Raw genomic sequence first — 12,315 nt, forward strand, 5'->3', positions numbered from 1 at the left:
CTGCTCCTAAGCGAAGGCGACGTTGTATATGCCTGCGGCGATCGCGCCGCCGATCAGCGGACCGACGACCGGTATCCAGGCGTAGCTCCAGTCGGAACCGCCCTTGTTGGGCAGGGGGAGCAGGGCGTGCACGATGCGCGGACCGAGGTCACGGGCCGGGTTGATCGCGTAGCCCGTCGGGCCACCGAGGGAGAGGCCGATGCTGACCACCACGAGGGAGGTGATCAGGGCGCCCAGGGTGCCCAGGCCGTTGCCGTTGTCGTTGAGGCCCTGCGTGAGGATCGCGAGGACCAGGACGACGGTGCCGATGATCTCGGTGGCGAGGTTCTGCACCACGTTCCGGATCTCGGGGCCGGTGGAGAAGATGCCGAGCACGGGGCCGGCGCCGGTCTCCTGGGCCTCGACGGCCTTGACCTTGGTGGCCTGCGCGCCCGGACCGCCGACGATCTCCTTGTCGGTGAGGTGGGCGAGGAACTGGCCGTAGTAGGCGACCCAGACCAGTGCGGCACCGATCATGGCGCCGAGCAGCTGTCCGCCCCAGTAGGTGGCGACGTTGCTGAAGTCGTTGTCCTTGATCGCGAGCGCGAGCGTCACGGCCGGGTTGAGGTGCGCACCCGAGAGGGGCGCCGAGATGTAGACCGCGGTCAGTACCGCGAAGCCCCACCCGAAGGTGATGGCGAGCCATCCGGCGTTGCGCGCCTTGGAGGCCTTCAGCGTGACGGCGGCGCACACGCCACCGCCCAGCAGGATGAGAACGGCGGTACCGATGGTCTCGCCGATGAAGATGTCGGAGCTGGACACCCGCGACTCCTTTGTCCTTCGTCCAGGGGAAGCCGAACCCCGGGTCCCTCCGGTGGTTCGTTGCTCTCAGGGAGCGAGAGCGATTCGGCCCTTGGCATCGCCACACTCTAGCGCGTATTGCCGGTAGGTGTTCGACAATGTCGACCGATGGACGGGAGTCTTGCCCCCGCGTTACCAGCACGTCAAGGGCTCCGTTATCGAAAACACGATCGTTATTGATCGCTATGAGCTATCGGTGAGTCGTCGATCTTGAGGGGACACGACGAAGGCCGGGAAGCGCTTGGCTTCCCGGCCTTTCTTCGTACGAACCTTCAGAAACGCGCAGCTCTCAGAACCGCCCGGCGCCCAGATCCCGCGACACCGCGCGGGCACAGTCCCGTACCGCCGCGATCAGGTCCGGGCGCAGCTCCCCGTCCTTGCAGACGCGCTCCACGGCACCCGTGATGCCCACCGCGCCGACCGGCATCCGCCGGCGGTTGTGGATGGGCGCGGCGACCGAGGCGACACCCGTCCAGGTCTCCTCGACATCGTCCGCGTACCCGCGCGCGCGGGTCAGGTCGAGCACGCCCTCGAAATCGTCCAGCTCGCTGATGGTGCGCGGCGTGAACGTCTTGCGTTCGGCCTCCAGGACCTCGCTGTGCGCCACTGGGTCGTACGCCGACAGGACCTTGCCCAGTGCCGTGGAGTGCAGCGGCTGCATGGCCCCGACCTCCAGCACCTGGCGGCTGTCGTCGGGCCGGAACACGTGGTGCACGATCAGCACGCCCTGCTGGTGCAGCACGCCCAGATAGACGCTCTCGCCGCTGGAGCGGGCCAGGTCGTCGGTCCACACCAGGGCGCGCGCCCGCAGTTCGTGCACGTCCAGGTAGGTGGTGCCCAGCCTGAGCAGCTCGGCGCCCAGCTGATAGCGACCGGAGACGGCGTCCTGCTCGACGAAGCCCTCCTGCTGAAGGGTGCGCAGGATGCCGTGGGCCGTGCCTTTGGCCAGGTCCAGCGAGGACGCGATGTCCGACAGGCCGAGCTGCCGCTCGCCGCCCGCGAGCAGGCGCAGCATCGCCGCCGCCCGTTCGAGCGACTGGATGTTCCGTGCCATCGCCGTGCTGCCTCCGTCCCCTTCGACCGTCGGCGTGCGACTCACTGCCGCCGTTCGGCAATGTCGAACACTACCGGTCGTTGCCGAGCTCCCGCTAATGGGTGGTCGCCACATGTTTCGTCCGTCGTGGCACCGCCGTCACCGACGCCACGCCCGTCCGCCCCGTGGACGCCCCTGACCTTTTGGCGGTGCTCCGGGCTACCCTGACGGCGTGCGCCTTCCATGGGAAGCGCAAAGCCGACAGCCGTCGCACTCCAGGGAGCACCTTCATGGCTTCGTTGCCGAACCCGTCCCTTTCGTCCGAGCTTGCCGAGAACCGGAGCCGCATCGACGCGCTCCGCGAGGCCCTCACCACCCGCGTCGTCGTGGCCGACGGCGCGATGGGCACGATGCTCCAGGCGCAGGACCCGACGCTGGAGGACTTCGAGAACCTCGAAGGCTGCAACGAGATTCTGAACGTCACCCGCCCCGACATCGTCCGCTCCGTCCACGAGGCCTACTTCGAGGTGGGCGTCGACTGCGTCGAGACGAACACGTTCGGCTCGAACCACTCGGCGGCGGGCGAGTACGAGATCGCCGACCGGATCTTCGAGCTGTCCGAGTCGGGCGCCCGCATCGCCCGCGAGGTCGCCGACGAGTTCGGTGCCAAGGACGGCCGCCAGCGCTGGGTCCTCGGCTCGATCGGCCCGGGCACCAAGCTGCCCTCGCTCGGCCACATCGCGTACGACGTCCTGCGCGACGGCTACCAGCAGAACGCCGAGGGCCTGATCGCCGGCGGCGCGGACGCCCTGATCGTGGAGACCACCCAGGACCTGCTGCAGACCAAGGCGAGCCTGATCGGCGCACGCCGCGCGATGGACGCGCTCGGCCTGGACATGCCGCTGATCTGCTCGCTCGCCTTCGAGACCACCGGCGTCATGCTGCTCGGCTCGGAGATCGGCGCGGCGCTGACGGCCCTGGAGCCGCTCGGCATCGACCTCATCGGCCTGAACTGCTCCACGGGCCCCGCGGAGATGAGCGAGCACCTGCGTTATCTGGCCCGCCACTCGCGTACGCCGCTGATGTGCATGCCGAACGCCGGCCTGCCGATCCTCACCAAGGACGGCGCGTACTTCCCGCTGACCCCGCCCGAGATGGCCGACGCGCAGGAGAACTTCGTCCGCGACTACGGCCTCTCGCTGGTCGGCGGCTGCTGCGGCTCGACGCCCGAGCACCTGCGCCAGGTCGTCGAGCGCGTCCGTGACATCGCCCCGTACCAGCGCAGCCCGCAGCCCGAGCCTGGCGCCGCCTCCCTCTACCAGACGGTGTCGTTCCGCCAGGACACCGCGTACATGGCCATCGGCGAGCGCACCAACGCCAACGGTTCGAAGAAGTTCCGCGAGGCCATGCTGGAGGCCCGCTGGGACGACTGCGTGGAGATGGCCCGCGACCAGATCCGCGAGGGCGCGCACATGCTCGACCTCTGCGTGGATTACGTGGGCCGGGACGGCGTCGCGGACATGCAGGAGCTGGCCGGCCGCTTCGCCACCGCCTCCACGCTGCCGATCGTCCTGGACTCCACCGAGGTCGACGTCCTGCGCGCGGGCCTGGAGAAGCTGGGCGGGCGGGCCGTCATCAACTCCGTGAACTACGAGGACGGCGACGGCCCCGAGTCGCGCTTCGCGAAGGTCACCCGCCTCGCCCAGGAGCACGGCGCCGCGCTGATCGCGCTGACCATCGACGAGGAGGGCCAGGCCCGCACCGTCGAGACCAAGGTCGCCATCGCCGAGCGGCTGATCGAGGACCTGACGACGAACTGGGGCATCCAGGAGTCGGACATCCTCATCGACACCCTGACCTTCACCATCTGCACCGGTCAGGAGGAGTCCCGGAAGGACGGCATCGCCACGATCGAGGCGATCCGCGAGCTCAAGCGCCGTCGCCCGGACGTCCAGACCACGCTGGGCCTGTCGAACATCTCCTTCGGCCTCAACCCGGCGGCCCGCATCCTGCTCAACTCGGTCTTCCTCGACGAGTGCGTCAAGGCGGGCCTGGACTCGGCGATCGTGCACGCGTCGAAGATCCTGCCGATCGCGCGCTTCTCCGAGGAGGAGGTCACCACCGCGCTCGACCTCATCCACGACCGCCGCGCCGAGGGTTATGACCCGCTGCAGAAGCTGATGGCCCTCTTCGAGGGCGCCACCACCAAGTCGCTCAAGGCCGGCAAGGCCGAGGAACTGGCCGCGCTGCCGCTGGACGAGCGGCTCAAGCGGCGGATCATCGACGGCGAGAAGAACGGCCTGGAGGCCGACCTCGCCGAGGCGCTCCAGACCCGCCCCGCCCTCGACATCGTCAACGAGACCCTGCTGGACGGCATGAAGGTCGTCGGCGAGCTCTTCGGCTCCGGCCAGATGCAGCTGCCGTTCGTGCTCCAGTCCGCCGAGGTCATGAAGACGGCCGTCGCCTACCTCGAACCGCACATGGAGAAGTCGGACGCCGAGGGCAAGGGCACGATCGTCCTGGCCACCGTGCGCGGCGACGTCCACGACATCGGCAAGAACCTCGTCGACATCATCCTGTCCAACAACGGCTACAACGTCGTCAACCTCGGCATCAAGCAGCCCGTCTCCGCGATCCTCGACGCCGCCGAGGAGCACCGGGCCGACGTCATCGGCATGTCCGGGCTCCTGGTCAAGTCCACGGTGATCATGAAGGAGAACCTGGAGGAGCTGAACCAGCGCGGGCTCTCGGCCGACTACCCCGTGATCCTCGGCGGGGCGGCGCTGACGCGGGCGTACGTCGAGCAGGACCTGTACGAGATCTACCAGGGCGAGGTCCGCTACGCCCGGGACGCCTTCGAGGGTCTGCGCCTGATGGACGCGCTGATCGGCGTCAAGCGCGGGGTGCCGGGCGCGGTCCTGCCGGAGCTGAAGCAGCGCCGGGTGCGGGCCGCCGCGGCCGACACGGTGGTCGAGGAGCGCCCCGAGGAGGGGCATGTCCGCTCCGACGTCGCGGTCGACAACCGCGTGCCCGAGCCGCCGTTCTGGGGCACCCGCGTCATCAAGGGCATCCAGCTCAAGGAGTACGCCTCCTGGCTGGACGAGGGCGCCCTGTTCAAGGGGCAGTGGGGCCTCAAGCAGGCACGCGCGGGCGACGGGCCGACGTACGAGGAACTGGTCGAGACCGAGGGCCGCCCGCGGCTGCGCGGGCTGCTGGACAAGCTGCAGACGGACAACCTGCTGGAGGCGGCCGTCGTCTACGGCTACTTCCCGTGCGTGTCCAAGGACGACGACCTGATCCTCCTGGACGAGCGGGGCAACGAGCGCACGCGCTTCACGTTCCCGCGCCAGCGCCGTGGCCGCCGGCTGTGTCTTGCCGACTACTTCCGCCCGGAGGAGTCCGGCGAGACGGACGTCGTCGGCCTCCAGGTCGTCACCGTCGGCTCCCGGATCGGCGAGGAGACCGCCAAGCTCTTCGAGTCGAACTCCTACCGCGACTACCTCGAACTGCACGGCCTGTCCGTGCAGTTGGCCGAGGCGCTCGCCGAGTACTGGCACGCGCGCGTGCGTTCCGAGCTGGGCTTCGCCGGTGAGGACCCGGTCGCCATCGACGACATGTTCGCCCTCAAGTACCGCGGCGCCCGCTTCTCGCTCGGCTACGGAGCCTGCCCCAACCTGGAGGACCGCGCCAAGATCGCCCGGCTCCTGGAGCCGGAGCGCATCGGCGTCCACCTCTCCGAGGAGTTCCAGCTCCACCCGGAGCAGTCCACGGACGCGATCGTCATCCACCACCCGGAGGCCAAGTACTTCAACGCGCGCTGAGACGCGCCGAGCCGTACTGAGAGACGCGCCCGAGGATTACCGAGACGCGTACTGATCCGATAAGTCGTACACTGGTCGGTCCACTGCAGGCCGGTTGCCCCTTTGCCAAAAAGGGCAACCGGCCTGATCGTCCCTCAAGGAGGTGCGCCCGGATGACCAGTACGGTCCCCGCGCTCGGTACCCGTACGGCCGAAGGCTCAGCCCTGGAGGCCGTGCTCCTCGACATGGACGGCACTCTGGTGGACACCGAAGGCTTCTGGTGGGACGTCGAGGTCGAGGTCTTCGCGGCCCTCGGCCACACGCTCGACGATTCCTGGCGCCATGTCGTGGTCGGCGGCCCCATGACCCGCAGTGCCGGATTCCTCATCGAGGCCACCGGAGCCGACATCACCCTCGCCGAGCTGACCGTGCTGCTCAACGACGGGTTCGAGGGCCGTATCGGCCGCTCGCTGCCGCTGATGCCGGGCGCGGCCAGACTCCTCGCCGAGCTGGCGGCGCACGAGATCCCCACCGCCCTGGTCTCCGCCTCGCACCGCCGCATCATCGACCGCGTCCTGGGCTCGCTCGGCCCGCACTACTTCTCGCTGACCGTCGCGGGCGACGAGGTCGAGCGGACCAAGCCGTTCCCCGACCCCTATCTGCTCGCGGCCTCGGGGCTCGGCGCGGCTCCGGCACGGTGCGCCGTCATCGAGGACACCGCCACGGGCGTCGCCGCCGCCGAGGCCGCGGGGTGCCAGGTCGTCGCCGTACCCTCGGTCGCGCCCATCGCCCCCGCCGCCCGGCGCACGGTGGTGACGTCCCTCGAAGAGGTCGACCTGCCTTTTCTACGCGGCTTGATGACGGAAATGCGCTAGGCGTTCACCCAGTGTGCAGAACTGAATCACCGAGCGTGCGGAACGAATACGGGGAATAGCCGAGGGTTCCCCGAGGTAACCGCAGGTGACCCTCTCACAGGAATTCATTCGCGAGCCGGATGGCCGAATTCCGGTACTTGCCAACCCAGTTGAGAGTGTGACGTTCGTCACGCCGCGAGGGGTCGACATCGGTTCAGGCGTGTGCAGTAACCCCCCTTTCTAGGGTGGCCGACGTGCCCTTGTGTCCCGATTGGTGGAATCCTGTACGAATCCTTCCGCTGTCGGGTTATCGGTGCGTCCACGCCCGGTTTCGTAGCGTGATGGGAACTCAACTCCGGTACCTGCGGGCCGTCCTGGTGGTGCGGACTAATGTCGTCGCGAGAACATCGCCGTACCCCCCGTGACCCGCCGCACCACCCCTGCATGCGGGTTCGCGGAATCTACAGCTCTGGAGAAACTCGAGCATGAACCGCAAGACTTTGGTGCTGCCGGCCGTGGTCGGCCTGCTCGCCCCGGTGCTCGCCGCGTGTGGTGGGTCCGACAGCGGGAGCAACAGCGGCGATGCCATCGTTGTCGGCACCACGGACCGGTTCACGGCCTCGAAGGATGCCCCGGCTCCCCTCGACCCGGCGTACGCGTACGACGTGGGCACCTGGAACGTTCTCCGCCAGACCGTGCAGACCCTGATGGTCCAGCCGCGCGGCGACGGTGACCCGCAGCCCGAGGCGGCCGAGAAGTGCGGCTTCAGCGACACGGGCAACGAGCGCTACGCCTGCACGCTGCGCAAGGACCTGAAGTTCTCCAACGGCGATCCCGTCACCGCGAAGGACGTCAAGTTCTCCATCGACCGCGCCCTGTCGCTCAAGTCCGACAGTGGTGTGTTCGCGCTGCTCTCCACCATCGACACCGTCGAGACGCAGGGCGACCGCGAGGTCATCTTCCACCTCAAGACCGCGGACGCCACCTTCCCCTTCAAGCTGTCGACCCCGGTCGCCGGCATCGTGAACCCCGCGGACTACGAGAAGGGCAAGCTGCGCGACGGCTTCCAGGTGGACGGCTCCGGCCCCTACACCCTTGAGGCCGAGGTCAAGAACGACGAGATGGTCAAGGCCGTCTTCACCAAGAACCCGAACTACAAGGGTCAGTTGAAGGTGAAGAACAGCAAGGTCGAGATGCGCTCCTACGAGAGCGCCGACGCCATGGGCACCGCGCTCGAAAAGGGCGACATCGACCTGATGACCCGCTCGATGACGCCCGCCCAGATCACCAAGCTCGGCAACGTCACGGACGGCGACATCGACCTGATCGAGATGCCCGGCCTGGAGATCCGCTACCTGGCCTTCAACACCGACGCCTCGTCGGTGAAGACCAAGGCCGTCCGCCAGGCCATGGCCCAGCTCGTCGACCGCGGTGAGCTCGTCTCCAAGGTGTACGGCTCCCAGGCCGAGCCGCTCTACTCGATGGTCCCGGCCACCATCACGGGCCACTCCAACTCGTTCTTCAACAAGTACGGGGACCCGAGCGTCACCAAGGCCAAGGCGGCGCTCGCCAAGGCCAACATCACCACCCCGGTGAAGCTCACCCTGCACTACACGACCGACCACTACGGCACGTCCACCCAGCAGGAGTTCGAGGTCCTGAAGAAGCAGCTGAACTCCAGCGGCCTCTTCGACGTCAGCATCTCGGGCACGAGCTGGGACAAGTTCGTCCCGGCCGAGCGGGCGGGCGACTACGACGTCTGGGGCATGGGCTGGTTCCCCGACTTCCCGGACGCCGACAACTACCTGGCGCCGTTCCTCGACAAGGACAACTTCCTCAAGTCGCCTTACAGGAACAACCAGGTCATCAACACCCTCATCCCGGAGTCCCGGCGCGAGGCCGACCGCCTCACCGCGTCGAAGAGCCTCACCGACATCCAGGACATCGTGGCCGAGGACGTCCCGCTGCTGCCCCTGTGGCAGGGCAAGCAGTACATCGCCGCGCGGGACGACATCACGGGCACGGAGTGGGCGCTCAACTCCTCCTCGACCCTCCAGCTGTGGGAGCTCGGCCGAGGAGTCAGCGGCTGACCGATCTCCCCGACCCGGGGCCGGGGCGGCCCCGGGTTCTCGAGACCCGACGACAAGGCACATGCTCGTGAACATGCGCAACCAGTGGCCAGTTCTGCCCATCGTGGCGGGGCTGGCCTCCGGCCTGCTCACCGGATGCGGCTCGGACACGGGCGACTCCGGGAGCAGCGGCTCCTCCGTGGTCATGGGGATGTCTGACGACGTCCTGGCCACCGACCCGGCGTCCGGCTACGACCCGGGCTCCTGGCTGTTGTTCAACAACGTCTTCCAGTCGCTGTTGAGTTTCCCCAACGGAGGCACCGAGCCGGTCCCGGAGGCCGCCAAGGAGTGCACGTTCACGGACACCTCGACCAAGGTGTACAAGTGCACGCTGCAGGACGGGCTGAAGTTCAGCAACGGTGACGAGCTCACCTCGAAGGACGTCAAGTTCTCCTTCGACCGCATGCTGGAGATCAACGACGACGCCGGTCCCGCGATCATGTTCCCCATGCTCGACAAGGTGGAGACGCCGGACAGGAAGACCGTCGTCTTCCACCTCAAGTACGCCGACGCCACCTTCCCGAGCAAGATCGCCTCCGGCGCGGGCTCGATCGTGGACCACCAGCAGTACTCCAGCAGCGGACTGCGCACGGACAACAAGGCCGTCGGCTCGGGCCCGTACACGCTGGACTCCTTCAGCAAGGACAAGGCCGTCTTCTCCGTCAACGGCAACTACAACGGCACCGCCAAGGTGAAGAACTCCGGCATGACGCTGAAGTTCTTCCACGGCGACCAGTCCGCCCTGAAGAACGCGCTGCTCAGCAACCAGATCGACATCGCCTACCGAGGCCTCGCCGCCAACGACATCGCGGACATCGAGGACGACACCGCCACCGGCAGTGGCGTCAACGTCGTCGAGGGCACCAGCGCCGAAGTCCAGCACCTCGTCTTCAACATGGACGACCCCGTCGCCGGCAAGCTCGGCGTGCGCAAGGCCATCGCCTATCTCCTCGACCGCGACGCCCTGGTCAACGAGGTCTACGAGGACACGGCGACACCGCTCTACTCGATCATCCCGGCCGGCATCACCGGCCACAACACGTCGTTCTTCGACACCTACGGCGCCCGCCCCTCGAAGTCCAAGGCCCAGGCCGCGCTGCGCGCCGAGGGCATCAGCGGCAAGGTGAAACTGACGCTCTGGTCGACGCCGTCGCGCTACGGCCCGTCCACCGACCAGGAGTTCGAGGCGATCGCCAAGCAGCTCAACGCCAGCGGGCTGTTCGACGCCACCGTGAAGTCCGTCGCCTACGACCAGTACGAGAAGGACATCGCCAAGGGCAAGTACGGCGTGTACGTGAAGGGCTGGGTGCCCGACTACCCGGACCCGGACAACTTCACGGCCCCCTTCTTCGGCAAGGGCAACGTGCTGAGCAACAACTTCACCAACAGCACGATCACCGGCCAGCTCATCCCGAAGACCGCCGCCGAGAGCGACCGCTCCTCGACCGAATCCGACTACGGCAGGCTTCAGGACCTCGTGGCCGACGAAGTGCCGATCATCCCGATCTGGCAGGCCAAGCAGTACGCCGTCGTCCGCGACAACGTCTACGGGCTCGAATACTGCCTCGACGCCTCGACCGTGTTCCGCTTCTGGGAGATCAGCAAGGGCTGACCGGCCGTGTACATACGTTGAGGGCGCCCCCTTCCAGAAGGAGGCGCCCTCAACGTATGTGCTGCGACGGGCTACTGCGCGCCGGGGCGCACCAGCCCGCTCTCGTACGCGTACACCGCGGCCTGCACCCGGTCACGCAGCCCCAGCTTGGTCAGGACGTGGCCCACATGCGTCTTGACCGTGGTCTCGCTGACGAACAGGTCGGCCGCGATCTCCGCGTTCGACAGGCCGCGAGCCACCAGCTTCAGCACCTCGACCTCACGGTCGGTCAGCGTGTTCAGCGTGTCCGGAACCGGCTCGTCGCCGGACGGCAGATGGCCCGCGTACTTGTCGAGCAGCCGGCGCGTGATGCTCGGCGCGAGCATCGCCTCGCCCGCCGCGACCACCCTGATCGCCTGCACCAGCTCATCGGCGGGCGCGTCCTTCAGCAGAAAGCCGCTGGCGCCCGCGCGCAGCGCCTCCACCACGTACTCGTCGAGGTCGAAGGTCGTCAGGACGAGGACCTTCGCCGGACCGTCCCGGCCGGGGCCGGAGATCTGCCGGGTCGCCTCGACACCGTCCATCCGCGGCATACGGATGTCCATCAGAACCACATCGGGCTGCAAGGCACGTACTTGGTCGAGTGCCTGGAGACCGTCACCGGCCTCGCCGACGACCGCAAGGTCCTGCTCCGCTTCCAGGATCATCCGGAAGCCGGTACGCAGCAGCGGCTGGTCGTCGACCAGTAGGACGCGGATGGCCACGTGAGTCTCCTTCGCTAGTCCGGCCCCATTCTGCCCTGCGCGTGCTCACCGGCTCGCCTCTGGGGCGCTCCAGCCCCGCCGGCTCACACGCCGTCCGGCCCGGGCGCCACGACGGGCAGCGGATAGGGCGGGGGAGTGCCACCGAATTCCGGACATACCGCCTGGTGATCGCACCAGCCGCACAGCTTGGTGGGCCGCGGCCGCCAGTCACCGGTCTCGGTGGCCTGCCGGATCGCGTCCCACAGGGCGAGCAGCTTGCGCTCGACCCGCTCCAGGTCCGCGATCACCGGGTCGTACGTCAGCACGTCACCGCTGCCGAGATAGACGAGCTGGAGCCGGCGCGGGACCACCTGCTTCAGCCGCCACACCACGAGGGCGTAGAACTTCATCTGGAACAGGGCGCCCTCGGCGTACTCGGGCCGTGGTGCCTTGCCCGTCTTGTAGTCGACGATCCGGACCTCGCCCGTCGGCGCCACGTCGACCCGGTCGATGATGCCGCGCAGCTTGAGCCCGGAGTCGAGCCGCGCCTCGACGAACAGCTCCCGCTCGGCGGGTTCGAGGCGGGTCGGGTCCTCCAGCGTGAACCAGCGCTCGACCAGCTGCTCGGCCTCGGTGAGCCAGCGCGCCAGCCGCTCGCCCTCCGGGTCGTCGGCGAACAGCTCCACGACCTCCGGTTTGGTCTCCCGCAAGCGGTCCCACTGCCCAGGGATCAACGACTTGGCGCGCGGCGCCGTCCGCTCCGTCGCCGGTGCGTCGAAGAGCCGCTCAAGGACCGCGTGCACCAAAGTGCCCCTGGTCGCCGCCTCGCTCGGCTTCTCGGGAAGCTTGTCGATCACCCGGAACCGGTACAGCAACGGGCACTGCATGAAGTCACTGGCACGCGACGGCGACAGCGACGTGGGCGGCACGGCGGGGGCGGCCGGTATGGCAGCGGCGGCCGCGACAGCCTCGGTACCTTCCGCCGCTTCGCTCGCGACGACTCCGGTCGCTTCGACCGCGACGGCTTCGGTCCGCTCGGCCGGTACGGCGGCCCCGGCGCTGTCGGCGCCGTTCTCCGCGACGCCCTCGGTGCTGGTTTCCATGACGACAGACCTTACGGCCCGCCACTGACAGTGCTGCGCCATTACAGGGGACAACCCCCGGACCCCCAGCCGGACAAGCGGGTCGGCCGCACCGGCCGGCGGCGACACCGGACGGTCCGCGTGAGCGATACGAGCAGTGCCCGGGCGGCGCGGGCGACGGCGCGGAAAACGGAGGGGGTGCCGGGGCGGAACGCGTCGAGACGGCCGCATACCATCGACCCA

8 protein-coding genes are annotated in these 12,315 nt (G+C 68.3%); 4 read left to right on the forward strand and 4 right to left on the reverse strand.

Translation table 11 applies throughout. The features are described from left to right. Positions 1-6: 6 nt before the first annotated feature. Both OIC96_RS38705 and OIC96_RS38710 read right to left on the reverse strand, forming a co-directional pair. Positions 7-801: an MIP/aquaporin family protein gene (locus tag OIC96_RS38705; protein WP_330303358.1), complete on the reverse strand. Its 795-nt coding sequence runs from the start codon at positions 799-801 to the stop codon at positions 7-9. A gap of 328 nt (positions 802-1,129) precedes the next feature. Further along, positions 1,130-1,894, reverse strand: coding sequence for an IclR family transcriptional regulator (locus OIC96_RS38710; RefSeq protein ID WP_330303357.1), 765 nt, complete (start codon positions 1,892-1,894; stop codon positions 1,130-1,132). A gap of 269 nt (positions 1,895-2,163) precedes the next feature. On the opposite strand from OIC96_RS38710, the gene metH reads away from it, so the two are divergent. The 4 genes from metH (at position 2,164) to OIC96_RS38730 (ending at position 10,268) form a co-directional block, all read left to right on the forward strand. Further along, positions 2,164-5,694, forward strand: coding sequence for a methionine synthase (gene metH / locus OIC96_RS38715; protein ID WP_330303356.1), 3,531 nt, complete (start codon positions 2,164-2,166; stop codon positions 5,692-5,694). 152 nt (positions 5,695-5,846) lie between these two features. Continuing rightward, positions 5,847-6,548: an HAD family hydrolase gene (locus OIC96_RS38720; RefSeq protein WP_330303355.1), complete on the forward strand. Its 702-nt coding sequence runs from the start codon at positions 5,847-5,849 to the stop codon at positions 6,546-6,548. A 464-nt stretch (positions 6,549-7,012) separates the two neighbouring features. Next, positions 7,013-8,617, forward strand: coding sequence for an ABC transporter substrate-binding protein (locus tag OIC96_RS38725; protein WP_330303354.1), 1,605 nt, complete (start codon positions 7,013-7,015; stop codon positions 8,615-8,617). A gap of 67 nt (positions 8,618-8,684) precedes the next feature. Next, positions 8,685-10,268 carry an ABC transporter substrate-binding protein gene (locus OIC96_RS38730; RefSeq protein ID WP_330310033.1) on the forward strand — a complete coding sequence of 528 codons (1,584 nt, stop codon included), beginning with the start codon at positions 8,685-8,687 and terminating at the stop codon, positions 10,266-10,268. 71 nt (positions 10,269-10,339) lie between these two features. Here OIC96_RS38730 and OIC96_RS38735 read toward each other — a convergent pair whose 3' ends face one another. Then, positions 10,340-11,011 (reverse strand): response regulator transcription factor, encoded by a 672-nt coding sequence (locus OIC96_RS38735; protein WP_330303353.1) that lies wholly within the window; start codon positions 11,009-11,011, stop codon positions 10,340-10,342. An 83-nt stretch (positions 11,012-11,094) separates the two neighbouring features. Continuing rightward, positions 11,095-12,093 (reverse strand): RecB family exonuclease, encoded by a 999-nt coding sequence (locus OIC96_RS38740; protein WP_330303352.1) that lies wholly within the window; start codon positions 12,091-12,093, stop codon positions 11,095-11,097. Positions 12,094-12,315 lie beyond the last annotated feature (222 nt).

It is taken from the genome of Streptomyces sp. NBC_00775 (assembly GCF_036347135.1).
Taxonomy (GTDB): domain Bacteria; phylum Actinomycetota; class Actinomycetes; order Streptomycetales; family Streptomycetaceae; genus Streptomyces; species Streptomyces lutosisoli.